Annotated in this window: 31 protein-coding genes; 16 read left to right on the top strand and 15 right to left on the bottom strand. The window is 68.5% G+C overall.

Annotation, left to right across the window (positions count from 1 at the left end; genetic code table 11):
- Positions 1 to 192: 192 nt before the first annotated feature.
- From ACFW01_RS01550 to ACFW01_RS01615, 14 genes are all read right to left on the bottom strand, one after another.
- Positions 193 to 585 carry a hypothetical protein gene (locus tag ACFW01_RS01550; RefSeq protein WP_384502084.1) on the bottom strand — a complete coding sequence of 131 codons (393 nt, stop codon included), beginning with the start codon at positions 583 to 585 and terminating at the stop codon, positions 193 to 195.
- Between the two features lie 74 nt (positions 586 to 659).
- Complete coding sequence (locus ACFW01_RS01555) at positions 660 to 1,295, bottom strand: hypothetical protein (protein ID WP_384502086.1); 636 nt, start codon at positions 1,293 to 1,295, stop codon at positions 660 to 662.
- Positions 1,292 to 1,906, bottom strand: a complete 615-nt coding sequence (locus ACFW01_RS01560; RefSeq protein WP_234958057.1) for a hypothetical protein — start codon at positions 1,904 to 1,906, stop codon at positions 1,292 to 1,294. The genes ACFW01_RS01555 and ACFW01_RS01560 overlap by 4 nt, the downstream gene beginning before the upstream one ends.
- A gap of 23 nt (positions 1,907 to 1,929) precedes the next feature.
- The gene (locus ACFW01_RS01565; RefSeq protein ID WP_384502088.1) at positions 1,930 to 3,267 is read right to left on the bottom strand and encodes a hypothetical protein; all 1,338 of its coding nucleotides are present in this window, start codon (positions 3,265 to 3,267) and stop codon (positions 1,930 to 1,932) included.
- Entirely contained in the window at positions 3,264 to 3,584 is a 321-nt protein-coding gene (locus ACFW01_RS01570) for a hypothetical protein (RefSeq protein ID WP_234958059.1), read from the bottom strand. The genes ACFW01_RS01565 and ACFW01_RS01570 overlap by 4 nt, the downstream gene beginning before the upstream one ends.
- 115 nt (positions 3,585 to 3,699) lie before the next feature.
- On the bottom strand, positions 3,700 to 4,173 hold the full coding sequence (locus tag ACFW01_RS01575) for a TadE/TadG family type IV pilus assembly protein (RefSeq protein WP_384502090.1): 474 nt from the start codon (positions 4,171 to 4,173) through the stop codon (positions 3,700 to 3,702).
- Positions 4,170 to 4,601, bottom strand: a complete 432-nt coding sequence (locus ACFW01_RS01580) for a TadE/TadG family type IV pilus assembly protein (protein WP_234958061.1) — start codon at positions 4,599 to 4,601, stop codon at positions 4,170 to 4,172. Before ACFW01_RS01580 ends, ACFW01_RS01575 begins: the two co-directional genes overlap by 4 nt.
- Complete coding sequence (locus ACFW01_RS01585; RefSeq protein ID WP_226485995.1) at positions 4,602 to 4,982, bottom strand: TadE family protein; 381 nt, start codon at positions 4,980 to 4,982, stop codon at positions 4,602 to 4,604.
- Positions 4,983 to 5,169: 187 nt separating this feature from the next.
- Positions 5,170 to 5,430 (bottom strand): hypothetical protein, encoded by a 261-nt coding sequence (locus tag ACFW01_RS01590; protein ID WP_031035077.1) that lies wholly within the window; start codon positions 5,428 to 5,430, stop codon positions 5,170 to 5,172.
- 83 nt (positions 5,431 to 5,513) lie between these two features.
- Entirely contained in the window at positions 5,514 to 6,434 is a 921-nt protein-coding gene (locus ACFW01_RS01595; RefSeq protein WP_234958062.1) for a type II secretion system F family protein, read from the bottom strand.
- Positions 6,431 to 7,492 (bottom strand): type II secretion system F family protein, encoded by a 1,062-nt coding sequence (locus ACFW01_RS01600; protein ID WP_384502093.1) that lies wholly within the window; start codon positions 7,490 to 7,492, stop codon positions 6,431 to 6,433. Before ACFW01_RS01600 ends, ACFW01_RS01595 begins: the two co-directional genes overlap by 4 nt.
- Positions 7,493 to 7,499: 7 nt before the next feature.
- Entirely contained in the window at positions 7,500 to 8,807 is a 1,308-nt protein-coding gene (locus ACFW01_RS01605; RefSeq protein WP_234958063.1) for an ATPase, T2SS/T4P/T4SS family, read from the bottom strand.
- Positions 8,804 to 9,703, bottom strand: coding sequence for a hypothetical protein (locus ACFW01_RS01610; RefSeq protein WP_384502095.1), 900 nt, complete (start codon positions 9,701 to 9,703; stop codon positions 8,804 to 8,806). The genes ACFW01_RS01605 and ACFW01_RS01610 overlap by 4 nt, the downstream gene beginning before the upstream one ends.
- Positions 9,704 to 9,721: 18 nt before the next feature.
- A complete protein-coding gene (locus ACFW01_RS01615; protein ID WP_234958065.1) occupies positions 9,722 to 10,441 on the bottom strand; it encodes a hypothetical protein in 720 nt (239 codons plus the stop codon).
- Positions 10,442 to 10,939: 498 nt separating this feature from the next.
- Here ACFW01_RS01615 and ACFW01_RS01620 point away from each other — a divergent pair, with 498 nt between their 5' ends.
- Both ACFW01_RS01620 and ACFW01_RS01625 read left to right on the top strand, forming a co-directional pair.
- Entirely contained in the window at positions 10,940 to 11,836 is an 897-nt protein-coding gene (locus tag ACFW01_RS01620; protein ID WP_234958066.1) for a hypothetical protein, read from the top strand.
- A 58-nt stretch (positions 11,837 to 11,894) separates the two neighbouring features.
- A complete protein-coding gene (locus ACFW01_RS01625) occupies positions 11,895 to 12,638 on the top strand; it encodes a hypothetical protein (protein ID WP_234958067.1) in 744 nt (247 codons plus the stop codon).
- A 1,403-nt stretch (positions 12,639 to 14,041) separates the two neighbouring features.
- Here the strand turns inward: ACFW01_RS01625 and ACFW01_RS01630 are convergent.
- Positions 14,042 to 14,689 carry a hypothetical protein gene (locus ACFW01_RS01630; protein WP_234958068.1) on the bottom strand — a complete coding sequence of 216 codons (648 nt, stop codon included), beginning with the start codon at positions 14,687 to 14,689 and terminating at the stop codon, positions 14,042 to 14,044.
- 158 nt (positions 14,690 to 14,847) lie between these two features.
- Here ACFW01_RS01630 and ACFW01_RS01635 point away from each other — a divergent pair, with 158 nt between their 5' ends.
- The 14 genes from ACFW01_RS01635 to ACFW01_RS01700 all read left to right on the top strand — a co-directional run bounded on the left by ACFW01_RS01635 (position 14,848) and on the right by ACFW01_RS01700 (position 25,017).
- Positions 14,848 to 15,519 (top strand): hypothetical protein, encoded by a 672-nt coding sequence (locus tag ACFW01_RS01635; RefSeq protein ID WP_234958069.1) that lies wholly within the window; start codon positions 14,848 to 14,850, stop codon positions 15,517 to 15,519.
- Between the two features lie 35 nt (positions 15,520 to 15,554).
- Positions 15,555 to 16,595, top strand: coding sequence for a hypothetical protein (locus tag ACFW01_RS01640; RefSeq protein ID WP_234958070.1), 1,041 nt, complete (start codon positions 15,555 to 15,557; stop codon positions 16,593 to 16,595).
- 39 nt (positions 16,596 to 16,634) lie between these two features.
- A complete protein-coding gene (locus tag ACFW01_RS01645; protein WP_234958071.1) occupies positions 16,635 to 17,240 on the top strand; it encodes a hypothetical protein in 606 nt (201 codons plus the stop codon).
- Between the two features lie 331 nt (positions 17,241 to 17,571).
- Entirely contained in the window at positions 17,572 to 18,228 is a 657-nt protein-coding gene (locus tag ACFW01_RS01650) for a hypothetical protein (protein ID WP_234958072.1), read from the top strand.
- Positions 18,216 to 19,259 (top strand): hypothetical protein, encoded by a 1,044-nt coding sequence (locus ACFW01_RS01655; protein ID WP_234958073.1) that lies wholly within the window; start codon positions 18,216 to 18,218, stop codon positions 19,257 to 19,259. Before ACFW01_RS01650 ends, ACFW01_RS01655 begins: the two co-directional genes overlap by 13 nt.
- A gap of 88 nt (positions 19,260 to 19,347) precedes the next feature.
- The gene (locus tag ACFW01_RS01660; RefSeq protein ID WP_234958074.1) at positions 19,348 to 19,638 is read left to right on the top strand and encodes a hypothetical protein; all 291 of its coding nucleotides are present in this window, start codon (positions 19,348 to 19,350) and stop codon (positions 19,636 to 19,638) included.
- Positions 19,639 to 19,682: 44 nt separating this feature from the next.
- Positions 19,683 to 21,023 (top strand): hypothetical protein, encoded by a 1,341-nt coding sequence (locus ACFW01_RS01665; protein WP_234958075.1) that lies wholly within the window; start codon positions 19,683 to 19,685, stop codon positions 21,021 to 21,023.
- A 13-nt stretch (positions 21,024 to 21,036) separates the two neighbouring features.
- On the top strand, positions 21,037 to 21,447 hold the full coding sequence (locus tag ACFW01_RS01670; RefSeq protein WP_384502100.1) for a hypothetical protein: 411 nt from the start codon (positions 21,037 to 21,039) through the stop codon (positions 21,445 to 21,447).
- Entirely contained in the window at positions 21,437 to 22,111 is a 675-nt protein-coding gene (locus ACFW01_RS01675) for a hypothetical protein (RefSeq protein ID WP_384502102.1), read from the top strand. The genes ACFW01_RS01670 and ACFW01_RS01675 overlap by 11 nt, the downstream gene beginning before the upstream one ends.
- Complete coding sequence (locus tag ACFW01_RS01680) at positions 22,108 to 22,725, top strand: hypothetical protein (protein WP_234958078.1); 618 nt, start codon at positions 22,108 to 22,110, stop codon at positions 22,723 to 22,725. The genes ACFW01_RS01675 and ACFW01_RS01680 overlap by 4 nt, the downstream gene beginning before the upstream one ends.
- Positions 22,726 to 23,012: 287 nt before the next feature.
- Positions 23,013 to 23,357, top strand: coding sequence for a hypothetical protein (locus ACFW01_RS01685; RefSeq protein ID WP_384502104.1), 345 nt, complete (start codon positions 23,013 to 23,015; stop codon positions 23,355 to 23,357).
- A 168-nt stretch (positions 23,358 to 23,525) separates the two neighbouring features.
- Positions 23,526 to 23,717 carry a hypothetical protein gene (locus ACFW01_RS01690; RefSeq protein WP_384502106.1) on the top strand — a complete coding sequence of 64 codons (192 nt, stop codon included), beginning with the start codon at positions 23,526 to 23,528 and terminating at the stop codon, positions 23,715 to 23,717.
- The gene (locus ACFW01_RS01695) at positions 23,704 to 24,336 is read left to right on the top strand and encodes a hypothetical protein (RefSeq protein WP_384502108.1); all 633 of its coding nucleotides are present in this window, start codon (positions 23,704 to 23,706) and stop codon (positions 24,334 to 24,336) included. Before ACFW01_RS01690 ends, ACFW01_RS01695 begins: the two co-directional genes overlap by 14 nt.
- Positions 24,337 to 24,375: 39 nt before the next feature.
- Positions 24,376 to 25,017 carry a hypothetical protein gene (locus ACFW01_RS01700; protein WP_234958081.1) on the top strand — a complete coding sequence of 214 codons (642 nt, stop codon included), beginning with the start codon at positions 24,376 to 24,378 and terminating at the stop codon, positions 25,015 to 25,017.
- The last annotated feature ends 219 nt before the right edge of the window (positions 25,018 to 25,236 follow it).

A 25,236-nucleotide genomic window follows, 5' to 3' on the forward strand; every position in this document is an offset into this window, starting at 1 on the left:
CGGGGAAGGTGCCGTCCGGATGGATCCTGCTGCCTGGCCCAGTAGTCGAGGGTGATCGCCCCGGCGACGGGGAAGGGAACCCAGTCCTCCGAGCACTCCAGGCCGAGGTTCGACAGGTCGTCGGCGGTCATGTCGGCGGTCACTCCGTCCAGGTCGGCGAACCGTGGCTCCTCGGGCAGAGGCTGCGGACATCTACGGTCTCCCCCGCATCGCCCTGGCAATGACGAGGGCCCAGCCCATCATGGCCGCGAACGACAGCGCCAGCGCCCACCAGAACGCCCCAGGTGCGGCGTTGCTCAGCCAGGCGCCGAATTCCGAGGCGACCTCCGCGTCCTCCCGCTCAGGAGCAGCCGCCAGTAGCGGCACCACCGCTGTGCCCGCGAGTGCCGCCGCAACCGCCGCCCACAGCCAGACCAGGGGACCGGCACCACGAGCGCGTCCGGCCCACGCGAGGACGATGCCTGCCAAGCCGGTCGGGGCCAGGACCGCCATGCTGAGCAGGAACCCGTACGCGCCCCCGGGCCACGCCCTTGCGCACGAGATCATGACGCCCTGGAGCAGCCCTGCGGCCAGGGCGACTCCCACAAGCCAGACGGTGAAAGCCCCGGCCAGCAGCCAGAGCGCGCGTGCGGCAAACCGTTCCGACTCCGTCCGTTCCTCTACTCGCGCCATGTCAGCGAACCGGCGACCGCGTCGAACAGCTCCACCATGGCGTCGGCGATCGGGTCGAGCGGTGTGGAGAAGGACAGCAGAAGAAGCGCCGGGGAGCGGGGAATCGGTACGTAGTAGTCGGCAGACGTGACGGGCAACTCGTTTCCCTGGGGATCGTCCGGTTCGGGTTCCGTGCGCACGCGGGTCCGGACGATGTCTCCTGTCGGCTGCTCCAGGATGCTCACCTCCTGGCCGAGCGGGCCGGAAGCGGCGAGGCTCACCGCCAGCTCTCTGGCAGTGAGCGCGTCCTGCCCCGGTGGCACGAAGGTCACCACGAGAGAGGCCGGGACCGGGACCGGGCCCGCCATCTCCAAGCTCAGGTAGAACTCGATGCCGCCGTTGCGATAGGACTTCCGGGCGCGTTTCAGCAGGTCGCGGCGGATCTGTCGCTTGAGGTGGGGGGCATCGTCCACGCCCTTGAACTGTCGCTCAACCAGGGCGTCGACGGAGGCCTCAAGTTCCTCGGGGTCGAGTGGGACCCTGAACCACCCCTCGGGCAGCGTCAGGGCGTAGTCACTCGGCGGTTCCGCCACGTCCGGCCGAGTGTGGCCCTGCACGCCATCGGGCGTCGAGTCGTCACTCATTCGGTGTTCTCCCGCTCGGTCGCCGCCGTCACCGTGAGCGTCTCCGCGGCGTGGTCGGCCATGGTCTCCACCGGCTCGTCCAGTGCCGCCGAGCGCCAGGACACCCGCATCACCACGGCCTGGTCCGTGATCTCGGGGCGGACGGCGTACGTCAGAGTGTGCAGCACCCGCCGCGGTCCGAGCCGGAGCAGACGCTCTCCGCGGACGTTCTGCCGGATGCGGACACCGGGTCCCGCCGCGGTCTGCACGTCCCGCAGATCCGGTTCACCGAAATGGCGGTACGACAGCGCTTGCGTGAGATGCTCCAGGGACAGCTCAGGCATGGCCTCGCTCGGCTTCCACACCTCGGTCTCGAGCCAGGCGACCGATGCGCTGAAACCGGCCAGGAACAAGGCCAGGGCGAACTGCGGCGCCCGTTCGCGGCTGTCCTCCGCGCGCCCCCGCAGATCCCGGACGAGCGCCTCGGGCATCGCCTCCTCCCCTTCCGCGGCGTACCGCTCGGCGATCTGCCCTGCCGTCGTCACCGCCCAGGAGCCCAGGTCGACGGCCGGAGACAACGGCAACTCGATCCAGTCGGGTGTCAGCTCGATCTCTACTGCGATATCGCTCATGTCACTACTTTCCGACGCCGGCCCTACTTGAGATCGTCATACCAGTGCCCCCACGAGTTCCCGGGTCCGACGGCCATGCTGGTCGCCGTGGAACCGGCCCATACCGCGGTCTGACCTGCCGTGTTCAGCATGGCCGACCGGACCTCCGGATTCTGGAAGCCCGCACTGCCCAGGTCTTTGAGGCCTTTGAGGCTGTCGACGACGTTGGCGTCGCCCAGCGATCGCGCGTCGACCTTGAACCCGCCTTTGAGTACCCCGGCCAGGTCCTTGCCCATGCCGGCCGGGCTGAAGCCCGCCCCGATGTTCTTCAGTCCTGGCCACCCCTTCTTCGGAATGGCGTCGATCAAGGCCTGTTTGCCCGGTCCGAGCAGAGCCCCGGGCGCCTTCTTGTTCGCGAACCGGAGCGCTGCACGGGCCGGGTAACGAGCCCCTGCCTTGGCGGCTGCCTTGACGCCCTGCTGAAACAGCCTGGAATGGGCCAGGGCCTTGGTTCCGTTGATGCCCGCCTTGGCCCCCAGAGCAGCGGCCCGGCCGACGCCCACCGTCGCGAGCCCGACGACGTCGAGCGCCACGTCGGCCCAGCTTCCCTCCCCCATGGCGAGTTTGGTGATGTTGGAGAGCAACGAGATCACGGTAGCCACGGTCGCGAGCACCGCCAGCACCTGCCCGAGAACGGGGACCCAGGAGAGCAACAGTGCCGCCACCCCCAGCCAGGAGGCCGCCTGGCCCGCCCAGTAGGAGATCTCGTTGACGACCTCCTTGAACTTGTCCCAGAAGCCGTCCTTCAGACCGTCGTTGTCGATCGCGTACTCGATCGCCTCCGCCGCGGCCGTGGCGGCGCCGTCACGAACGGCCTTGGCGCCATCAAGCGCACGCTTGGCCGCACGGACCGCTCCCTCGGCGGCTTCTTTGGCGTCCTCCTTCTTGCCCTTGTCCGTCTCCGAGAGGTCGCCTTCGAGCGCCTTGTCCGCGCTCCGCCGGTCCGAGTCCGCATCCTCGGCATCCGCCAGCGCCTTGTCGGCCGCCTGCTGGGCCCGGTGCAGCTCCGAGGCGTACTCCTTGCTGCACACGCCCTCCCGGACTTCGGTGCCCAGGGCGTCAGCTGCGGCGTCGTAGCGCTTGAAGGCCTTCCGCAGCCTGCCCTCGGCGCCCTCCGCCGCCTCACGGAACTCTGTGGCGGCCTTGCTCTGCCAGTTCTCGACACTGGACAGCGCCTTGATGCTGTCGGCCTGCTTCTGGATCGACTCCGCCGTGCTGCGGAGCTTCTTTCCGAGCGCCGCCACCTCGTAGGGATCGCCCGGTACCGGATCGGACGACTCTCCCAGCACCTCCCACCGGTGCGCCGCGGGGCGCGCGCTCACTTGCCTCCCCGCTTTCCGGCGTGCTTGGCATCCACCTCGCGGAGGGCCTTCGCCAGTTCGCTGTCGATGGTCTCGTATGCCTCCGCGGCGGCGGAAGTGATCCCGGCCAGCGCCTTCACCTCTTCGGCGAGCTTCTCCCGGTGGATCTTCCAGTTGCTGCCGAAGGACGACAGGGCATCGATCACCTTCTCACTGCCGAGCACGGACACTCCCAACCCGGCCGCGGGGTCGGCGCTCTTGGTGAACGTGCGGTGGATCTTGTTCAGCTCCCGGGCGCACTCCGCTATGCGGTCGATGTCCGCCTGCTGGTCGCTCACGGTTGTCTTCCTTACGCTCTCAGCGGTTCACCGGTTGGACCTCCCGCACCGTCACGTCCCGCGTCGCGCCGAACGTGCCGTTCGGGGAGGTCGTCGCCCTGGCCCGTGGTGCTGGTCACCCCACCTCGTTCTCCGCCACCGCCTGCCCGTGGACCACCACGTCGCCGCCGTAGAACATGCCGGTGAAGACCGGGGAGTACGTGAGCTGGACCTCGACCTCGACCTGGGCCGCGTCGGCCGTGACGCAGTGGGTCGCGGCGATGTCCGCGCCGGTCATGTCCATCTCCGCGGCGAAGGTCTTGACGCGGGCGTCGCAGTTCTCGTAGTTGATGGGGGCGGGGCCGCCGACGTCGTCGTAGAGGGCCTCGCGGTCGATGTCCTGGGCGGCGTAGCGCGCGGCCTGTTCGGCGATGTCCGCGGCGCGTTCGCGCTTCGAGATGGACATGCCGCCGTCGATGACGAAGGCGGAGAGGGAGAGGAAGACCAGGGCGAAGATGATGACCGCGCCGGCGCCCGAGCCGCGGTCGTCCAGGTGGGCGCGCCGGTGCGCCGTCCATTCCGCGAGCCATTCGCGTACGGGAGATCTCACGCGGTCCTCCGGTACGGGTCCAGCGGGGAGCTGAAGGTCGCCGACAGGGTGGTCGGGACGTTCAGGCCGATCGAGGCCAGGCCGCGTACCTCGCAGCTCACCTCGACCGTGAAGAGGGTGTCCGGCTCGAAGCCCGCGCTCTTCTGGACGACCGAGACGGGGCCGGAGCAGACGTCCGTGAGGTTGGACTCCGCAGCCTTCCTCGCCTCCGCGATCGCCGTGCCGTGGTCCTTCTGGATCGAGCCCGCGCGGGCGGCGTCCCGCGCCGCGCCGTCGAGCGCGCCCCGGCCTTCGACCAGCTGGCCGAAGGCCACCAGGACCAGGATGAAGAGGATCATCACCGGGGCGAGGATGACCACCTCGATGGTGGACAGGCCCTCGTCCGTCCCTGGCCGACGGCGGCTCTTCGTGATGCGGGAGAGGTTCATCTAGTTCTCCCCCTCCTGCACGAAGCGCTCCACCGGGCCCACCGACTGCGCGTGCACCGTCAGGTCCAGGCCCGGGAACACCGTCGGGATGCGCGCCGTGATCTCCACACCCACCGTGTCCTGTTCCGGCTGGAGCAGCTTCACGTCCGGGGACAGGACCAGCTGCGGGCCGAGTTGGCGGATGTAGCTGTCGACGACGTCCTGGGCCTCGCCGCGCCAGCCGCCGGGCTGGGCGTCGGCCGTCGCACGGGCCTTGCGCGCGCCCGCCTGGGCCGCCGCCTGCGCCACGTGGTCGGCGAAGAAGTACAGCCCGAACTGCACCGTCGCGAAGATCATGAAGAACAGCACCGGCGTGAGCAGCACGAACTCGATCGCGGTCATGCCGGAGTCGTCGCCACGGGTGGCCGCGGCCTTGCGCGCGGTCGCCACACTGCGGCGCACCCGCTCGCGTACGCCGCCCAGCACCCCTCCCAGGGTGCCTGCGAGCACGCCGCGTACGGCGTACGGCATCCCGGCTCTCCCCGTCTGTCCCGTCACATCGTCCCCGTCAGCGCCGTACGTCGGCCGGTCAGCAGGTCTTGCCCGCGTCCGCGCCCTTGATGCAGTCGCCGACCTTGTTGGCGCCGTCGCTGAGCGCGGCGTTGATGATGGCGGCCACCACGCCGACGATCGCGACGACGACCGCGGAGATGATGACCCACTCGACCGCGGACGCGCCGCGGTCCAGCTCGCCGGAGCGGGCGCGGTCCACACGGGCCCGCAGGAAGGTGATCAGGAAGTCCACGGGCACGATGCCCGTCGTGCCGGTGCGGAAGTTCCGTCCGTTCATGGTGAGTTCTGTCCTCTCGTGTCAGTTCTGGGGCGAAGCGGCCCGGAGCGGCCCGGAGCGGCCTGCGGTTGGCGTCACTGGCGTCACACCTGGAACACCCGCATCGCCGCGGGATAGATCAGGAACACCAGGAACCCGGCGCACAGCAGGAGCTGCGCCACGAGCATCGACTGGGACTTCTCGCCCGCGCTGCCCTCGATCTCGGACAGTTCGCGGTGGCGCATGGTCTCCGCGCGGGAGGCCAGGGACTCCCGGACCTTCGCGCCGTCGTCCGCCACCAGGGCGAGCGAGGCGGAGAGGTCCTTGAGTTCCTCGACTCCCAGGTCCTCGCCGAGCTGGCCCAGCGCCTGCCACTGGCTGATGCCGGTGATGCGGGCGTCGGCCAGGGCGTTGCGGATGCGGTGGGTCGCCCAGCCGTCCGACACCTCCGCCGCCGCCATCAGGGCCTCGGGCAGACCGCGTCCGCCGGCCAGGCTCATGGAGACCAGGTCCAGGTAGGCGCCGATGACGCGCCGCAGGTCACGGCGCTTCTCCGCGGCGTCCCTGCGGACCTCCAGGTCGGGGAGGAAGAAGAAGAGCGCCGCGCAGAGCAGGGCCAGCCAGACCGGGATGATGGGGCTGTCGCCGAAGCCCAGCGTCCATACGATCGCGAAGAGGAACGGCCCGAAGAACAGACCGCCCGCCGCCAGCAGCGCCTTCGTCGCCAGGAACTTCTCCCAGCTGCGGTCCAGCACCGCCAGGTCCGCGCGCAGCGAGCGCTGCTCCCAGCCCTGCTGGAGGTACAGCTCGGCGACGCGCGCGCCGACCTGGGCCCGCAGCGAGCCGAGGCGGCTGGTGTCCTGCGGCGCCCGCGAGGACCCGTACGCCGCCCCGCGCGCCCGCATCGCGTCGATCCGGGCGACCTGCTGGATCGGGCTGCGCCTGCTCGGCATCAGCGCACGGACCAGGGCGTAGATGCCCAGGCCGATGACGGCGCCGACCAGGACCGGCATGGTCAGGTTCATCGTCGTACCCCCTCGTCCCCAGACGCCTGCGACGGCTGTGCCGGTTGCGGCAGTCGCTGCGCGGGCTGACCCGGCTGGCCCGGCTGTCCCGGCAGACCGGAGTTGCCCTGCTGACCGGGGGTGCGCGGGCGCACGAACTGCACATCCGAGCCGTCCCGGACCAGGAAGCGCTCCGGCGTCTCGATGGTCGACAGCTTGCGCAGCCACCAGAAGCCCAGCGCGAACAGCCCGCACACGCAGGCCAGCACGAGCTGGCCGACGGGCGATCCGTACGGCTCGACGAAGTCGCGGTTGAAGACGGACAGGCCGAGGACGAACAGCACCGACACCGCGACGACGATCTGCACCGAACGGCGGGTCGACGCGCGCTGCGCCATCACGCGCTGGCGCATGTCGACCTCCTCGCGGGCCGACTTGGCGAGTGCGCCGAGGACCTGCCGCAGACCGGGGCCGCGCAGCCGGGCGTTGAGGATCAGCGCGGCGACGATGATGTCGGCGGACGCGTCGTTGATCTCGTCGGCCAGGTGCTGGAGCGCGTCGGGCAGCGGGGTGCGCGAGCGCAGCCGGTCGACGAGGGCGTCCAGATGGGGGCGGAGTACGGGCGCGGCGGCGCGGGCGGAGGCCGGGATGGCCTGCTCCAGGCCGACGGCGCCCGCGATGGTGTCGCGCAGCGACTCGGTCCAGGAGGCGAGCGCCTCCACCCGCTTCATGGCGGCGCGTTCCTCGGCGGCGCCGCCGAAGAGGCGGTCCCAGAAGAAGACGAGGACGCCGGCCGCGATGCCCAGCACCGCCCAGCGGGTGAGCAGCAGGACGACGAGGCCGACGATGGCCGCGAGGGAACCGCGCCGGCCCGCCCAGCGGATGAGTTCGTTGGCCCGCTCGCTCGCCTGCCGCTTCTCGTGCTCGGGCTTGACGGGCAGTCCGCGTACGGCGACGAGGAACAGGGCGAGGCCGCCGCCGACGGCGACTCCGCAGCCGATCGAGTAGAGGACCGTGGTGGAGAACAGGCCGCCCATGGAGCCGAGCGAGTCGAGGGCCGCGAGGGTGTTCATCTCCATCTCCGCGTCACCCCCACGTTCCGTTGGGCCGGTAGCCGTAGGCGATGAGTTCCTCCAGGCAGGCTATGGGTGCGTGCGGTACGACCTGGCCGTCGGGCGCCTCCGCGAACACCTCGCTGGACAGCACGCGGCCGTCGACGCCGTTCACCTCGCGGACCGAGGTGACCACACGCTGGAGGCGGCCGCCGCTCTGGAAGTTGTTGCGCCGCTGGATGAAGACGACGAAGTTCACCGCGCCGGCCACCAGCATCTGGCTGGCCTCGATCGGCAGCCGCTCCGACGCCTGGAGGGCGTACGTGGAGATGCGGTTGAAGACCTCGTGCGAGCTGTTGGCGTGGATCGTGGAGAGCGAGCCGTCGTTGCCCTGCGACATCGCGTTGAGCATGGTCACGATCTCGTCGCCGAGCACCTCGCCGACGATGACGCGGGAGGGGTTCATACGGAGGCTGCGGCGGACCAGCTCCGCCATGCTGATGGTGCCCTGGCCCTCGGAGTTGGGCAGCCGCTCCTCGAACGCGACCACGTTGGGGTGCAGGTCGGGGAAGGTGTCGAGGCCGAGTTCCAGCGCACGCTCCACCGTGATCAGCCGCTCGTGCGGCGGGATCTCGTTGGCGAGGGCGCGCAGGAGCGTCGTCTTCCCGGCGTTGGTCGCGCCCGCGATCATGATGTTCTTGCGGGCGCGGACCGCGCAGGCCAGGAAGTGGCCCAGCTCGGGGGCGAGGGTGCCGTTGCCGACCAGGTCGGAGATGAAGACCTTGCCCATGCGGGCGCGGCGGATGGAGAGCGCGGGGCGCCGGGCGACGTCCATGACCGCCGACAGACGCGAACCGTCGGGCAGCCGCAGGTCGAGCTGCGGGTTGGCGGAGTCGAAGGGGCGGGACGACAGGCCTGAGTAGGCGCCGAGGATCTGGATCAGCTCGATGAGTTCCTCGTCGGTCTCGGCGACCGGCTCGCCGCGCGTCTCACGTCCGTCGGAGTAGCCGACGAAGACGTGGTCGCAGCCGTTGATGTCGATGTTCTCGACCTCGGGGTCGTCGAGCAGCGGCTGGAGCCGCCCCACGCCGAACAGCGCGGCGTGCACGGCGGCGGCGTAAGCCTCCTCCGTCTCCGCGTCCAGCGGCGTACGCCCGGCGTTGATCTCGGCGCGGGCGTACTCCTCCAGGATCTGGGCTATGACCGCGCGCGCGTAGTGCCGTTCGTCCTCGGTGGACATCGGCGTGACGCCGCCGACCTGGTCCTGGCGGCGCTGCTCGGCGATGCGGTCGCCGGCGTCCTGCCGGAACCGCTTGACCAACGAGTGGTCGACAGCGGTCATCGGCCGGCCCCCGCGTGGCCGGGCATGCCGGTGCCGGCGGGTCCGTTGTGGCCGGCGGGGTTGTGGCCCGTGGGTCCGGCGGGTCCGGTGGGCATCGACCAGGCGGCGCCGAACTGCTGGTACAGGTCCGACGTGACCTTGCGGGCCGAGCGGATGAGCAGCGACTTCTCCAGCCGCCCGCGCCTGCGCCCGGCCAACTGGTCGGCGCCCGCCGGGTCGTCGGCGATCGTGCCGACCACGCGGGCGCCGGTCTGGGCGTGCACCAGCATGTCGTTGACCTGGCCGGACAGCTTGGCGGCGTTGTTCGTGTCGGCGACGAGGACGACACCGATCAGCGGCATCCCGGCGTTCGCGGCGCCGCGCGGGCCGCCGTGCAGCTTGTTGGACAGGGCGGCGGCGCGGTCGCGCACGCGGGCGATGGCCTCCGGCTCGGTGCGGGAGACGAGAAGGACGAGCGCGGCATGCGGGAACAGCTCCGCCACGGGGGTGTCGCCGCTGACGCGGCCGCAGTCGGCGATGACGTCGGCGGGCGCGTTCGGGGAGTCGGCGAGGGAGGCGAAGGCCCGGCCGAGGGTGGGCCACAGGCCCGCGAGCCCGGCGGCCTGCTCGGAGATGCCGAGCCCGACGAGGACTTCGAGGCCGCCGCTGAGGGGCTGTACGTGGTCCCAGAGCTGGTCGGGTACGAGGCCGCGGCGCGCGGTGGCGGCGATCGAGAGCATGCCGGTGTTCGGGTTCAGCGGACCGCCGTGCGCGGCGGCGGACCGGTACACCAGGTCACCGCCGGCCGGGTCGGTCTCGGCCACCAGGACACGGCGCGGCCAGACCGCCGCGAGGGCGACGGCCGCGGTGGTGACGCCGGGGGAACCCTTGTCGGCGGCCAGTGCGATGAGGGCCATGGCTTCTTCGGTCGCCTTCTAGTTGCCGGGAACGCGTACGAGGGCGACCTCGCCGGCAGAGGAGGCCGACGCGAGAGCGGCCGCGTCGCCTTCGTCGACGAGGAGGGTGATGGACTTGCTGCCGGTGCTCACGGTGGCGTCACTGTCCCCCTTGACGTTCTCCACCGAGGCGTTCGCGATGAGACCGTTGTCTGAAGAGGACGACGTGGAGTCCTTGTCGGTCGAGTCCGAGCCGCTGGAGCCACTCGTACCGACCCTGTATGCGGCGACCTGGTCGCCGTTCTTGATGTCCGCGTAGTACTGGCCCTCCTTGAGGGCCAGGCCGACGGATGCCTTGCCGTCGGGGACCTTGGGCTCCTTGGCGAACATCTCACCGACGGGGAGAGTGCCTCCAGGGATCATGGTCACTGTCTTGTAGCCCTTGATGGCCTTGAGCTGTGATTCCTTGATGTAGTTGATGTCGGGATCGTCCGCGACCATCACGATGCTGGAGTTCTGATCGGTGATCCGCCCGCCCGGCGGAATGTCCTGCGTCACCTTGACGACCTCGACCCGCTTGCCCACCTGCAGCACGAGCATCGTCGCCCCGAGCGCGCCCAGCAGGATCAGCAGCACCGCCAACGCCGCGAGCGCCGGTTTGCGCTCGCGAGGAGGACTGGGAAGCCGGTCACCGACCGACGGCTGAGCCGGAGCCGCGGAACGCCCCGCGCCCGCCCCCGTACGCTCCTGGATCTTCACGCAACCGCTCCCCGTACGACCAAGAAATTGTCTGCCACGTTCACACCCGAGCCAGGACGGCCCAAGTACGCAGAATCACCTGCAAATTCGGACACTCCACCCGCGTCCACCCGACCGGTGACGCCCCGGGACATCCCCTCACACACCCGTCCTACCTGGGCGAATGACCAGCAGTGAGGCGGGTGTCAAGCCATCGCACCGTATCAGCCGCACATAAGCCCCTCAAGGCATCCCCACCCCCGCACCTCCACCCCGCCCACCGTTACCCATCTGCAACTTCGCACCCACGGAACCCCCTTGAGAACCGCGCGACAAACGGCCCTTCAACTGTGCACGCGCGAATCCACGCGCGGTACCGCCGGGCACCGTCCGCGTGCTCTTCGTCACGGGGCGCCCATCAGGCCCGCACGATTCACTCACGAGGGAGCGGACCGGGCGTGCCATGATCTTCGCTCGGATCAGTGACGGGGCGAGCACGGAGAGATCACCGGGGCATCGATGGACCTTCTTCCTGTGAACGGGGCGGCGTTGGCCGCCGACCCGCGGGCCGCGGAGGCGATACGCGCCGTGAGCGCCCGGCACGAGGTCGACTACCTGGACGACGGCGCGGTGAGCGCGTTGCTGGCGGAACGGCGGCGGGCACTGGACGCGGAACGCCGACACCCGTCCGCATGGTTCGGGATGCTCGCCCTGACGGTGGGCCTGCTCCTGCCGTTCGTCGTCCCGATGATCCGCACGCTGAGCGACCACCACCTGATCGCGGCCCTGGCCGCCTCGGGGTGCCTGGTCGTGACCGGCACCGCCCTGGTCGTATACGCGTACACCCGCTGGAAGCGAGCACTGGCCCATCCCACGCTGGCCGGCTACCGCGAGACCTTGGGCATCGCCCGCGCGCACGGCATCCCACTGACGCACATCCCGCCGTGGCTGGAGGGCAAGTCACGGACCGGAGGCGGGAAGGGGTCGGCGCCGGTCCCGTCGTATCCACCGGTCGAGCCCGTCGGCGAGGCCGACCAGGTGCCGCGGACGGACGGCCGGCCCCTCGCGCCCCCCGCCCCCGTCGCCGTACCTCCGAAGCCCGCCGCCGTGTCGGAGTACGAGTTGCGGGTCGACGAGGGCGGCTGGCACGACGAGGCGGGCTGCCTGCTGATCCTGATCGGCGGAGGCGGCGCGATCTGGGCCGCGACGTCGAGCGAGCCGGTGGGCTACGGCGCCCTCCTCCTCGTACCCGTGGCCCTGTACATCTGGCTGGCCGGCGTACGCCAGTACAAGGAGGGGGAACGCCGACGGGAGGCGGCCCTGGCCTACGTGAGGACGATCGCGGCAGCGCAGGCGGCCGGCGCCCAGGTACCGGAACTCTCCCCCGAACTGCGGAAGCTGGTGGACGACGCGTAGCCGCCACCCAGCCGCCAGCCGCCCACCCTCTCCCCTCCCCCACACCAAGGAGCCCTTGATGCACCGCGCCACGAAGGCCGCCCTCTCCACCCTGGCCCTGCTCTCCCTCACCTCGCTCACCGCGTGTGGGGGTGAATCCGGCTCGGACGCGGACTCGGCGCAGAAGCCGGCAGCGACCGCTTCTGCGGAGAAGCAAGAGACGCCTGAGGAACGACTGAAGCAGACGGTGATCACCAAGGCGGACGTCTCGGGCATGGACGTGTCCGATGCGGATGTGGCGACCTCCGACGCCGGCGAGTACGCCTTCGCCAAGTCCCAGCGGGAGGTCACGGTCGAGAAGCCCGTCTGCGCCCCGCTGGCCTACGCCATGAACCAGCTTCCCCTCGACGAACCGCAGGCCGACGTCACGCGTTCCGTCTCCAAGGGTCTCAACGATCCGTTCACGTACGTGCTGCTCGCGACGTACGAATCGGGCCGGGCCGAGTCCGCACTGACCGACCTGTCCAAGGCGGTGGACGCGTGCGCCGGCGGCTTCACGGCCAAGGCGAACGGCAACACGAGCGCGTACGACTCCGTGACCGCCGAGAAGCCCGTGGCGGAGGCCGGCGACGAATCCGTCGCGTTCCGGTCGACCCTGACCTTCCAGGGCGTCGAGCACACGGTGCACACCCAGGCCGTACGCAGCGGGGAGATGCTCGCCGTGTACTTCTCGGTCGACGGTACGGCCATCGCGAACGCGAGGCCGAGCGACGCGAAGCTGCCGCCGGCCGTGGTGAAGGCGCAGAACGCGAAACTGGCGTGACGGTGTGAGTCCGTTCCGGGTGCGTGTCGCGGCGGGCGTCACCGCGGGCGCCGTCTCGCTCGTCCTGACGGTGCTGTTGCCCTCATCTTCACCTGGGCACTGATCGCGCTGCCCGTGGCCGGCCTGCTGCAGACGCCGGTGGCGAGACGGCGCGGGGCGCGGATCGGCGCGGGCTGGGCACTGGTGGCGGGCTGCTGGCTGTTCGTGCTGCTGCTCGCACCGCTGGCCTGGCAGGCTGTTCCCCGCGTCCGACGGGCCGTGCAAGAGCGGCGGTCTCTTCGGCGCGGCGCCCGAACTGGTGATCGGCACGGTGGTGTACGCGGTGGGGTCGGGGTCGGTGTTCCGCGAGGTGCGCGCCGGGGAGAGCCTGGCCGCTCAGGTCTCCGACCACCTCGCGGGCGTGCTCGTCCTCACCGCCGTGTGCACCGGCGCCGTCGTGGGCCTCGCCTGCGGCCACGACTTCGCGTTCCCGAGCGCGGGCGCCCCGGCGATGTTCCTCCCGGGCGGCATCCTCTGGGGCCTGCACGCGGGCGCGGCCGTGGGCCTCCTGGCCGCCGCACGTCTCCGGCCGTATCCGGACCAGCGCCTTGCGACGACCGGGCCGACTTCGCCCGTACGGCGACGGCGCTTCTCGTCTGCTGCCTGTGCGTGTCCCAGTTGGGGTGGTTCCTGCCGGGGTGGGTGGTCGCGGTGGTGGGGTTCCGGCGCCGTTCCTGTTGTTCGTGGTGGCGGGGCGGAGCGAGTGGGTGGGGCGGTGGGTGCGTTTCCAGACGATGTGGTTGCCGAAGGGGGCGCTGGCCTGAGGCACGGCAGCCCCGGGCCCTGGCCTACCTCCTGCTACCTGGCGCCGCGGCTCTCCCCCTTGCCCTTCTTCCGCAACTTCCGCAAACGCTCCCGCTCCCGCGCACGGCGCTCCTCACTGCGAACGCGGCGCCATTGGTAGCAGAGCCAGCCCGCTCCGCCCGCGATGACGACGTACGCGAGTACTGCCGGACCCGTCCCGGAGAAATACGCGCAACCGGGCTCGTGGGAGCGGCAGTTCCTGCCCCTAAAGCCGCTGATCAGGAAGACGACCGGCGCCAGCGCGGCGGCCCAGCACACACCACGGGCCACGACTCGCGCCCCGCGTGACACAGCCTGCCCGTACGGACCCCGCCCGGGCACTTGAACCGACTCGACACCGCGCCGGCCCACCCGGCAAGGCTGAGCAGCCCCAGAATGCCCCCGACTGCCCAGGAGCCACCGGGCAGGTCTTACAACACCGGCGCGATGTGACACGAGAACCAGCCGTACCCCCGATGCCGAAGACCAGCAGCGCCCCGCCAACCACGAGGTACAGCAGCAGTCCGACCGCGTCCCGCACCCGGACGCGACCGTCGCCCCTCTCACCGACCGCTCCCCGGTCAGCTTCCGTCATACTCCCGATCCCACCTGCTCTGCCTCACGCCACCCCAGGTTCCCATCAGGACGGCCGCACCGAAGAGCACCGCGAGCAGCCCTCCGTTCGAGCTGCTGTCCCTGTCCTCGGTCGGGCCGGCGATGCCTTCGGGGTCGTACCGGACGTGCAGCTCGTCGCCCTTCTCGACCCAGTCCTCGCAGCCGGCGCCCTCCGAGAGCGAGGGGGAGATCTCCTGCCCGTCGACGGAGCGCAGGTCGCAGTGGTTGGTGCTGCTGTCGTCCATGGCGACGACCACCGCGTCGGTCCACACGCCCCGGTCCGCCAGGGCGGCCTGACCGCCGGCTTCGGTCCCCAGGAAGCCCATGGCCATCCCGGCGGCCAGCGGCACGATGAGCTGCCACGCGAGCTTCCTCTTCTTGCGAGGCACCCGCCGCAACGTGAGCAACGGAACCAGCAGCGACGCGAGCGGGAGCACCAGGATGGCGAGCAAGCCCCCTGCTCCCCGCACGGCAGACGGGAGCGGCACGAAGGGCCCCAGCCAGGAGAGCCCCAGGGAACCGCCGGCGCACACCAGACTGAACAGCAGCCAACGGGCCAAGTCCACGCGCCACCACTCGGGTTCGCCGACGGTGTGGGGTGTGTCGTCTGCCACGTGGTCCCCAGCCCTTCAACCGCACGTCGCGTGTCCGGAGCCACCCTAACGACAGCGGGCCTCGTCCCGGATCTGCCGAAGTTCGCTCTGGCGAAACCAGCAACCCCACAGATACCGTCAGTAGCGTTGACCGCACCTTGTCTCACGGGGAGTTCACTGTGAAGCGCCGCTCTTTGCCCGTTGCTGCCGCGCTCGCCGCCTCAGCAACCCTGCTGCTGACGGCCTGCGGGGGCGGGGACGACAAGTCCAGCGACAATGACAAGATCGCCGGAGCCGACCAGGGAACGGAGACGCCGAAAGAGTCGACGAAGCCCGCGGGAGCCCCGGAAGCAGACAAGCCGGACGGCGTGGACCTGTCCCTTCCAAAGGATATGAACCTGGTCTTCGACTGGGACGCGCCGAAGGCCAAGAACGAAGCGGCGGCGATGGACGACGCAGCCAATTTCTTCCGTGCCATCTACCGAGGCGTCGACAAGCGCACAGCAAACGAAGCTGCCGTGGCCGCCTATGCCACCGGCGATGGGCTGCATTACGCGGAGACGCAAGTCAACGCGTGGATTGAGGGCGACTGGACCGCCACGGGCACACTGCGCCACTACGACGCCACCACTCGGTCGGCCGCCAACGGCAAGTCGGTAGAGGTGGCGTTTTGCGCGGACTCGGGCAAGTTCTACGGCAAGGAAGTCAAGACTGAGAAGATCTTGAAGACCGATCCCAGCATCGAGGACTTCGACTACTACAAGATCATCATGGTCAAGAGCCCCACAACTGACGACCTGTGGCAGGCGTCCAAGGTGTTTGTCGAGACGAAGGCGGCGAAGTGCCAGTGAGAGGTTCACTCCGCACATTCGTCGGCGCCGTAGGGATGAGTCTGGCCCTCAGCACCATCATCCTCACAGAACCCGCCTACGCGGCGAAGCCGGTCGGCTCCGGCAAAGGAGCCGACACAGAACAGACCGGCGGGGGCGACAGAACCGGCATCTACGCCGCCGCACAGATCCACTACTCCGGATCCGTCGCCAAGAACGGTAGCAAGGGAAACGTGACGTCCTCCGACGTCAACTGGGACCCCCCACCCTGCTGGTACGCCCCCTACCTCGGCGCCAAGGACTTCAAGAAGGAGATGTCAGCGAACCTCGAGGAGGCCGCGAGCACTCCCGGAATGGCGGGCACTCCCGGCGCGGCGATCAGCGAGACACAGCGCCACTACGAGGACGAGCTCGGCTGGGCGGACACCCCCGGCTACAAGGACTACAACGTAGCCAAGGACGGGGAGGGAATGTTCTGGGCCGGAGTCGAGAATCCCAACGAACCCGACTTCCTGGAACGAAACTCTTGCAGCGAGCTCCCCTTCTGGGTGGACAACGGCGAGGCCCCGCCGCCCCAGTACGAGGAGGCCATCACCCCGGAGATACTTGCCGCCCTCGCTTACCAGCACATGCAGCTCCCCGACACCAAGGTCGCCCTCGCCCCTGCGCAGACCACAAAGGTGAACCTGCCGACCTGGGCCTGGCTCGACAAGGCCGTCTTCGACGAAGTCCAAGCCACGGCAGCCATCAACGTTCCCGGCTTCGCCATCGAGGCCACGACAACCGCCAAACCGGTGTCCCTCAAGCTGGAGCCCGGCACCGAGGACGCCGAGTCATACCCGGCATCCGGCGAGTGCACGATCAACGACAACGGATCGATCGGGGAACCGTACGCCAAGGGCAAGGCCGACCAGACCCCGCCCTGCGGCCTCAAGTACCTCCGCTCCTCCGGAAACGACACGTTCGACCTCCAGGCCACCATCACCTGGGAAATCGCCTGGACCGGCACCGGCGGCGCGGGCGGCGACCTGCCGGACGGCACGTTCGGCACCACGCAGGCCATCACCGTCGAGGAGATCCAGTCCGTCAACCGCTGAGCCGTGGCCCTCTGGCTGCCGTCAGGGGCAGGAGCACACGTGATCTTTTTCGAGACCGAGGCCGACCTCACGCACTGGTTCCCGCTCCCCCTCCACTGGACGGACCAGAACCAGGACGAAATGATGCAATGGCCCGTCATGTGTACGGAGATCGTCCACCAGCGGCACAAGGCCTGGTGGCGGCTCCCCAGGCGACTGACACTCGCTGACCGCTTCCTGCAGCTGGCCGAGGCCCACCCGGTCCCGAGCGTTCCGGCGGATCAGGCGTTCCTTTACTGCGATGGCCCCCGCATGATGCCCCAGCCCTTCTACGCCCTTGCCGTCCAGTCGGAGGGCGAGGACCACGAGGCCGGCCTCCGCATCACGGCCCAGGCCGCCGACACAAACCCGGTCCGCCCGCCCGAGATCACACCGTTCCACTCGGAACGGCTCGGGCACGGGCTGCGCTGCATCCATTACTTCGGGGACCCGTCAGACCCCGGCGCCTCCCTCAACTACGGCTGGTGGTCCGAGGAGCACCAGGTCCACGCGTCCGTACGCACGGTCCCGCCGGAAGCCGCATGGATCAGGGCCAACCTCGACATCTGCGACGACTTCGCCCGCAGCATGTGGCTCAACCCGGATCCGTTGGGCGACTCCATCTGAGGCGCTCACGCCTGAAGGCATCTTGACTCCAGATGGGCACCCTCAAACTGAGCGGATTCCACAAGAGCTTCTACGAGCGACCTACGACCAGGGCTGAGACCACCTGTCGACGCCAGAAGCATGCACCTCACTCCTGGCGGACCACCCTCGGCCTGCGTATGTCCGGAGTCGTCACCGATCGGGACACGGACAGGACACGGCCACTCCCCCAAGCACCCATTACGCCCAGCATTGTCCCTCTTCCCAGAGCAGTTCGCCCTGGCGAAACCAACAACCCCACCACTACCGTCAGATCTCTTGACCGAATCTTTGTCTCACGGGGGAGCTCACTGTGAAGCGCCGTTCTGTGCCCGTTGCCACCGCGCTCGCTGCATCGGCTGCGCTGCTTCTGACGGCCTGCGGCGGTGGGGACGACACGTCCGATGACGGTGACAAGATCGCGGGCGCCGACACCGGGGGCTCGCCGTCGGCCACGGCGCCGAGCGACGCCGCGTCGGACTCCGCCGACCGCCCGGACATCACGCTTCCCAAGGACGTCCAGGACGTCTTCGAGAAGTGGGAGACGGGCGACGCGACCAAGGACGCCGTCCTCGCCGACGCGGCGCGGGCACAGACGGCGATGAACGACGCCATCGTGCAGGGCAAGACGGACACGGCGGGTCTGACCTTCTACTACGAGGGCAAGGCGCTGACCACGTCCGTGAAGTGGGTGCAGAAGTGGCTGGACGCCGGAATCACGTACACCGGCACCACCCGGTACTTCGACCCCAAGGTCGAACTCTTCGACGCGAAGTCCGCGGGCGTCTCGTTCTGCGCCGACGAGACGAAGGCCTACAACAAAGAGCGAAAGACCGGAAAGGTCGACAAGTCTCCGGCCACGAGCGATTCCTACGTGCTGTACAACACCCGGCTGGAGAAGAGCGACCAGGGCGTCTGGCGTACGACGGACGGCACTTCTGTACGGGGGAGCGAGACATGCGTGCAGTGAGAAAGGCCCGGCTCGTGACGGCGACGGGGGTGCTGGCCGCCACGTGCGTGTTCGCCACGGCCGGCGCCGCGTTCGGCAAGGATCCCGGCGGGTCCCAGTTCGACGTCGAGGGCAGCAACGACCAGGACGAGGGGCAGACTCTCGAATCACGGATCGTCTTCACCGGGTCGACCGGCGGGGGCGGCGAGGAGGAATCCGGAGGGTTCACCCCCGCCGGGGACTGGAGCCCGCCGGCCTGCTGGTACGAGCCGAAGTGGACTCCGGACGAGTTCGCCGACGAGTTCCGCGAACGCTGGGACATACCGCACGCGAGTGGCGTGGGAGAGGCTTACCAGCTCTCGCAGGACCACTACATCAACGGCGAGCCCTACAAGGACTTCAACAAGAAGGAAGCCGGCAAGGGCATCTGGTGGGATTCGGTCCGGGACGAGAACCGCGCCGAAGCGGGTGACCCGGCCGCCTTCGCCTGCGACACCGAGACGTTCTGGGTCGAGAACGGGGAGGCCCCCGAGGTCGAGAACGCCGTGACCCCGGAGATCCTCGCCGAGCTCGCCTACGCCAGGATCAAGGTCCCCGACACGGCGGTCACCCTCGCCCCGGGCGGCGCGACCAAGGTCAACCTGCCGACGTGGGCCTGGCTCGACCGGGCCAAGTTCGACGAGGTGTCCGTCACCGCGTCGCTCGACGTGGGCGGCGTGAACATCTCGGCGACCACCACCGCCACCCCGGTCTCCCTCAAGCTGGAGCCGGGCACGCCGGACGCCGAGACCTACCCCGCCCCCGGGGAGTGCGCGATCAACGACGACGGTTCGATCGGCCAGCCCTACACCAAGGGCAAGGCCGACCAGACTCCACCCTGTGGCATCAAGTACCTCCGCAGTTCCGGAGAGGGAGCCTTCGACCTCCAGGCCACGGTCACGTGGGAGGTCGACTGGACGGGTTCGGGAGGAGCGGGCGGCGACCTGCCCGACGGGACCTTCGGGAACGGCCAGGAGGTCGTCGTACAGGAGATCCAGGCTGTCAATCGATGACAACATACCTAGCATGAAAACCTGCGAGCGTAGGGCGCGGCCCTGAGCGCAGATCCCTATCTCGGCCACCACAGACTGGATTGACCTCATGTCGGACCTGACCGTCGACTTCGAACTCCTCAAGACCTCGGCCAAGCAGCTCAATGCGATTCGTACTGAGTTCAAGGACCTCGGAGAGTGGAAGGACGATATCACCTCGGTGGTGGGTGCTTCCGAGCTCAGGGGCGCCATGACGGACTTCATCGACAACTGGGACGACAACCGCAAGCGATTGGTCGAATCGCTGGAGGAAGTCGGGAAGATGGTCGAAGGGACACGCGACGCGTTCAAGGGACTCGACGACGAGTTGGCCAAGGCCGGCAAGAAGAAGAACAAGTAGCCAGCTGCCGGTTCACGTACTGAACTGCTGACTCAGGGGGAACAATGGCGAGGCCCAATGACTGGCAGCCGCTGCGGGAGAGCGACCCGGTGCCCGGTGATCCGAGCGGTGTCCGCAACCAAGTCACGCATATGAAGAAGATCGCCGAGTACTTGCGGACTCAGGCGAAGTCACTCACTGCCATGGCTGATGCGGACAATCTCAAGGGTAAGTACGCGGACAAGCTGGCCGAGGACGCTCGCGGCCTGGGACGCAAACTCGATCTGGCCGAAGACCGGTACCGCGAGGTCAAGGGACATCTCTCCGGCTGGGCTGACGAACTGGAGGACTTCCAGAAGGCCGCAGACAAGGCGCTCGGCGACGCCCAGGATGCACAGCGAGTCATCGACACCCACGCGGGCAAGGACGACAAGAAGCCGACGGACGAGAAAAAGGGCGAGGGCGAAAAAGCCGGATCCACCGACGAGGATCCGGCTCTGAAGCGAGCGAAGGAAGACCTGGCCGACGCACGTCGACGCCTCAACACCACAGAAGGCGATTACCAGGAGCGCGCCACCCACTACGCCGGCAAGATTCGGTCGTCCATCGACGACGACATGAAGGACAGTTGGTGGAACGACTTCAAGGGCTGGGTCGCGGACGCCGACTGGCTCGGCGACATCGCCGACTGGGCCAGTTGGGCAGCGACCTTCGTCGGAGTCGTGGCGATGTTCTTCCCGGCGGTGGGTGTCATCGCCCTGGCTCTGACGGTCGTGGTCGCCGCCATCCACATCACGCAGGCGCTCACTGGCAACGGCTCATGGTTCGATGTGGTCATGGATCTCGGCGCACTTAAATTGGCGCGCAATGGGATGAAAGCTGCAAAAGCTGTGAAGGCCCTGCAGAATAGCTCCCGGAAGACCGCCGCCGGACTGGCCAATCGCCAGGCCAAGTCACAGGCTGCCCACGGGAACGCAGGAGCTCGCAAGACGGCCGCAAGGTCCGAGCGCAAGCGCGGCGGAACTTCACGGAAGAATCGCGAGCGGGCCAGGGCGAAGCGGCTTCGCCTGGAGGGCGAGAACAGGGCGGCAGGCAAGCGCGCGTCCAACGAGGTGCGCGATGCGGAGATGCCGCAGATCACCGCGCAGGAGAAGGCCAGCGCCATCGGCGACAAGGCGCTGGCCCGACAGATGAAGGACATCAACAAGTGGCGCGATGCCTATCCCGACAACCCCACGCTGGCTTCCAACGCCAGTCAGGCCCAGCGCCACAAGGATGCGGTTCAGGGCTCCTGGGCTGCTTCTACAGGCCTCGACGCCGCCGACAAGAGCGCGGATGCCGTCACGGACGATGGATACAGCAGGATGAAGGACCGCATGACCGCACCCGTCGGCTCGCAGTGGTGAAGGAGACCGATCGATGACCGAAACCGGTGACACCGGGGAGGCCTGCCATGCAGTCCCCTGGCTGCAGTACGGCGTCGCAGGCGTAAAGATCGTCTTTGTACTGGCCGTCTTCCGCCTCTTCTCCACGCCCTTCTCCGAGGAGATGTTCGGGGAACAGTGGCTGCCCATGCCTACGTGGGACTGGGCCGTGGCCTCCGTGACTCCGGTGCTGCTCATCGTGCTCGCCCGTAGACCGACCGACTGGTCCGCCCTCTCTGGCGAGCAGACGATCCTGCGCATCGCGCTCATCTTCTATCTCGTATACGGCCTGGCATTCGCTGCCTTCCAGGGCGAAGCGGTTCTGTGGGTGTCCGTCGCCGCCAGTCTCGCCGGTCTGGTGGGGATGCATCTCCTCAACCACGAGGAGTCCGTCCATGGCAGCTGAGCAGAAGGCCGCCGCTGTCGGCCAAGGGACCGGGCCGGCCACGGGATACCGTCTCCTTCTTCCCTCGCAGTGGGCACAGATCCCGCTACGAAGGGGTACGGATGAAGCGATCGAGCGGATCTTGCAAGATGCGTACGCCCGTATACCCGCAGATGCCCCCCGGGACAAGATCGGCCCATACAAGCAGGAGCTGGCCCGCCGGTTCCGCAAAGCTGTGGCCGGGGCCCAGGAACACAAAGGTCTCGATCTGTACCTTCCGGTCAGGCCCGTAGGCGATGACGATTTCAACCTCGGGGCGTCGATCCTCGTGGCCGAGACCGTGCTCCCCGTACGCGATTCCTCCGCGTCCCAGACTCCCCCCAGCGAGATAGCAGTTCAGCTGCTGACCAGGGACGGTGCCGGGGAGGCGGATCTCAGCTCCGGCGAAGTGGATGGCGCGCTAGCAGTCCGGCGGGAGCACGTCGCCGCTGCGGCTCCCGACAAAGGACTGGTAGCAGCTTCGCGCCGCGTCGAGTACATCGTCTCGGTCCCCGAAGACCCCGACCGATGGTTCATTGCCGCGTTTTCCACGATCGGAGGAGGCGACCCGAGGGACGAATTGTCGGAAGCGCTCGTGGAATGGTTCGACGCGGTCATGGCCACATTCCGCTGGAGGCGTGGATGAGCGAGGTTTTTTGGCCGATCATCGACATCGAATACATCGATGCCTACCCCTGGGTGATCATCCCGCCCCGAGCGGGGGTATCCGCCCCCTTCGAGGAGTGGGACGACATTCACGGTTGGTGCCTGGAACGGGCCGAGGATCTGTGGGCGGACAGGGAACTTGCCCCCGGGGCCAAGGGGGTGGCATTCGTGGGAGAGACGCTGGCGCGCTGTGCCGAGTCCTTCTGCCCTCCTGGCTCGGATCACTGGCTGTTCCTGCACCTCGATCACCCGACGGACACGCCACTGCCCGTCTGTGCCGCCATCGGCCCGGCCCGCGAGCCACGCGAGACCACTCTGCGCGCCCTCACGGAAGCGGACGACCGTACGGCTGTCGAACCACCCGTCGTGAAGGCGTTCGTCTCCCCGCACCTCGGTGAGGGGGTGACCACGTTCCGGTACGTCACTCAGGAGGGCTCACCACACTTGGCCGCCTGTGTGCGCTACGCATGGCAGGTGGCAGAGCACGGAGCCGACGTCGTGATGTGGACGGCGACCGAAGACGTCGCTCGAATCCTCACCGCTGCCGAGGACGTGGAAGAACTGGCCCGTTCGTTGGCCATTTTCGTACCTTGAGGGCCAAGTAGACCCGGCCGCGCCGTGCGGAGTACCACGTCCCCACCTGCCACGACGACCGGTGACCTGCGGCGGCCGAAGAGCCTGTTCAGGTTCACCCCCCTCGCCCCTTTTCCGACGGCACGGACAGCTTCACACCATTACCACCTTTGTCGTATTTGAGAACTTGGTCACCTTGACAAGCCTTGAGTGCCGTTCACCCTCATACCATCACATTTGCAAGAAATGGCCTTCCCCCAGCTCGACCTTGATCTTGCAGAGGCGCTGTCGAAGGCGAACAAGAAGCAGTGAGCGCGCCCACCATCGACGACTTTCCGGCGCTGGGCTTCGTGCCGTGCCCCGGAGACCACGCCGCCGTGGACAAGGACTCCGACTCCATTCGCCATACGGTGGTAGCGCTCGGAGAGATCAAGAAAGTGCTGGATGGAGCGGCCAAGGGCGACTGGCGCGGCAAGGCCGCCATCGCGTTCCGGGAACTGCTCGACGACGACTTCCGCCCGAAAGTCGTCGACGCCTACGACTCCCCTCGACAAGGCCAAGGGCGTCATCCAGGGCTGGTCCGGCTACATGGAGGACAAGCAGAAGAAGGCCCGAAGCCTGGAGCGGTAGGCGGTCGAAGCCAAGAGCGCTGAGAAGTCCGAGGTCAAGGACGGATCCGGAGACGAGAGGAAGTCCTCCTCCGGAAGCGGCGACGACGCCGATCCCCTCGAAGACGTACGCAAACGCGCCTGCACTCTCCACGCGGACTACGAGGAAGAAGGCTGCAACGGCGCGCGCTCGTTCTCGCGGTCGTCCTCTCGGTGGCCGCACTCGCCGATGCGTCCGACCCGGGGGTGCTCGCGCTGCTGCCCTCTCTGGTCGTCGCCGGCGCCTTCGCGTGGAGCGTGGCACGGAAGGACGGGCCGGGCATGATCGCCGCCCCGGCGTGGGCGCTTTTCGTAGGCGTTACCTATGCCGTGGAAGTGACACGGGGGCGCAATGACCACCGCTGAGCACCGTCGGTCCCCGAACGGTTTCAACCTGGTGCCGCCACCCGGCTGGGACGTGATTCCGCTGCGCACGGGCACCAGGGAAGCGATGGACCACATCGTCCGCAAGGCCGTCGCACAACTGCCCGTGGGCTTCCCGAAGGACGACATTCCGAAGGCACGGCTCAAGCTCACCCAGGAGATGAAAAAGGTCGTCCGCCGGGCCAGGGCCAAGGGTGGAATGACCCTCTACCTCCCCACCGAACGCGTTCACGGCGTCGCGTTGCCCGTTTCGATCGTGGCCTCCGAGCCGATCGAGATTCCACGGGTCAGGTCCGACAGCGGCCCGGAAGCGGTCCTGGCAGCGCTCGCCTCTGTGACTCCGGGTGCCGAGACGCGGACGCTCGACGACACGGCGGCCCTGCGCTCGGAGCGAGCTGTACCCGCCGACCCGGCCCAGGGCGTCGACGTCGCTCACCGCCGGGTCGAGTACTTCGTTCCGGTCCCGGACAGCACCCTCGACCAGTACCTCGCCTTCTCCTTCAGCGCCCTGATCGCGCCCGGCTCGGATCTCGCCTTCTACGACACCCTCGTGGAGTTGTTCGACGCTGTGATGGGCACCTTCCGCTGGAGCTACGCCTGAAGACCCTCGCTGTCGCGCCCCCGAAGAAAGAGACCAGTCATGTCCGAAGGCACCCTGTGGAGCAGCGATCTCGGCGCCCCGCTCCACATCGACACGGATGCCAACCCAGACCTCTGGGGCTATTTTCACCTCCAGATCGACAAGAAGAACTTCAAGGAATGGCTGGACCTGCACCTGACCGGCCTGGCCGCCATCCACGACATCGAACTCACCCGCAAACTTCGCCGCTTCCACAAGAGCTTCTACGAGCAGATGATCGTCACGCTCCGGGACAAGCTCCAGGCCGACGAGGCGTTCATCTACCATCCCGTTCCGCTGACCTACATGCCGCTGGTGATGCACGCCACCCGCATCCACTGCGAGGCACGTGACGCGTCCTCCTGCGAGGGAGTCACCGCGTTCACGGTGCCCCACCCGGAGATTCCTGAGTGGCAGCAGCGAACCGGCAGTATTCCGTTCGCCTCTCCGTACCTGGGCGCGGACGGGGTCCGGGTCACCCGCTCCTATCCTGCGGACAGCACCATCATGGTGACCTCGGTCACGTACCACTGGCACACCCCGCCCGGCCTCCCCGACGTCGTACTCCGCGGGCACCACGACGACCCGGAAGTGATCGCCGCGGCCATGGAGCCCCTGGACGACTTCGCGCGAACGCTTCGGCTCCCTGACGCGGCGCATTGACCGGGTGCCCGCGGAGCACCCGAGATCTCACGCATCACCTCTGCTGCCGTAGCCGGGTCCGCGATCGATACGGTCGGTGAGCCTGCGACCAATGCCCACAGGGACCGGACTGCCATATGAGTGACCGGCTCTCGACGACACCGTCTTCCAGCACCTGCAGGAGAGGCGAGCCTCATCGAGGACGTGCGGGACTTCGCCGACGAGCGGGGCTACGAAATC

The organism is Streptomyces sp. NPDC058985, from assembly GCF_042740985.1.
GTDB lineage: Bacteria > Actinomycetota > Actinomycetes > Streptomycetales > Streptomycetaceae > Streptomyces.

What these genes read in the sequence shown, in the direction of transcription:
- ACFW01_RS01555 (WP_384502086.1), bottom strand. Translation starts at nt 1,295, where the DNA reads ATGAGTGACGACTCGACGCCCGATGGCGTGCAGGGCCACACTCGGCCG.
- ACFW01_RS01560 (WP_234958057.1), bottom strand. Translation starts at nt 1,906, where the DNA reads ATGAGCGATATCGCAGTAGAGATCGAGCTGACACCCGACTGGATCGAG.
- ACFW01_RS01580 (WP_234958061.1), bottom strand. Translation starts at nt 4,601, where the DNA reads ATGAACCTCTCCCGCATCACGAAGAGCCGCCGTCGGCCAGGGACGGAC.
- ACFW01_RS01585 (WP_226485995.1), bottom strand. Translation starts at nt 4,982, where the DNA reads ATGACCGCGATCGAGTTCGTGCTGCTCACGCCGGTGCTGTTCTTCATG.
- ACFW01_RS01590 (WP_031035077.1), bottom strand. Translation starts at nt 5,430, where the DNA reads ATGAACGGACGGAACTTCCGCACCGGCACGACGGGCATCGTGCCCGTG.
- ACFW01_RS01595 (WP_234958062.1), bottom strand. Translation starts at nt 6,434, where the DNA reads ATGAACCTGACCATGCCGGTCCTGGTCGGCGCCGTCATCGGCCTGGGC.
- ACFW01_RS01600 (WP_384502093.1), bottom strand. Translation starts at nt 7,492, where the DNA reads ATGGAGATGAACACCCTCGCGGCCCTCGACTCGCTCGGCTCCATGGGC.
- ACFW01_RS01605 (WP_234958063.1), bottom strand. Translation starts at nt 8,807, where the DNA reads ATGACCGCTGTCGACCACTCGTTGGTCAAGCGGTTCCGGCAGGACGCC.
- ACFW01_RS01610 (WP_384502095.1), bottom strand. Translation starts at nt 9,703, where the DNA reads ATGGCCCTCATCGCACTGGCCGCCGACAAGGGTTCCCCCGGCGTCACC.
- ACFW01_RS01620 (WP_234958066.1), top strand. Translation starts at nt 10,940, where the DNA reads ATGGACCTTCTTCCTGTGAACGGGGCGGCGTTGGCCGCCGACCCGCGG.
- ACFW01_RS01625 (WP_234958067.1), top strand. Translation starts at nt 11,895, where the DNA reads ATGCACCGCGCCACGAAGGCCGCCCTCTCCACCCTGGCCCTGCTCTCC.
- ACFW01_RS01640 (WP_234958070.1), top strand. Translation starts at nt 15,555, where the DNA reads ATGAGTCTGGCCCTCAGCACCATCATCCTCACAGAACCCGCCTACGCG.
- ACFW01_RS01655 (WP_234958073.1), top strand. Translation starts at nt 18,216, where the DNA reads ATGCGTGCAGTGAGAAAGGCCCGGCTCGTGACGGCGACGGGGGTGCTG.
- ACFW01_RS01660 (WP_234958074.1), top strand. Translation starts at nt 19,348, where the DNA reads ATGTCGGACCTGACCGTCGACTTCGAACTCCTCAAGACCTCGGCCAAG.
- ACFW01_RS01665 (WP_234958075.1), top strand. Translation starts at nt 19,683, where the DNA reads ATGGCGAGGCCCAATGACTGGCAGCCGCTGCGGGAGAGCGACCCGGTG.
- ACFW01_RS01670 (WP_384502100.1), top strand. Translation starts at nt 21,037, where the DNA reads ATGACCGAAACCGGTGACACCGGGGAGGCCTGCCATGCAGTCCCCTGG.
- ACFW01_RS01675 (WP_384502102.1), top strand. Translation starts at nt 21,437, where the DNA reads ATGGCAGCTGAGCAGAAGGCCGCCGCTGTCGGCCAAGGGACCGGGCCG.
- ACFW01_RS01680 (WP_234958078.1), top strand. Translation starts at nt 22,108, where the DNA reads ATGAGCGAGGTTTTTTGGCCGATCATCGACATCGAATACATCGATGCC.
- ACFW01_RS01695 (WP_384502108.1), top strand. Translation starts at nt 23,704, where the DNA reads ATGACCACCGCTGAGCACCGTCGGTCCCCGAACGGTTTCAACCTGGTG.
- ACFW01_RS01700 (WP_234958081.1), top strand. Translation starts at nt 24,376, where the DNA reads ATGTCCGAAGGCACCCTGTGGAGCAGCGATCTCGGCGCCCCGCTCCAC.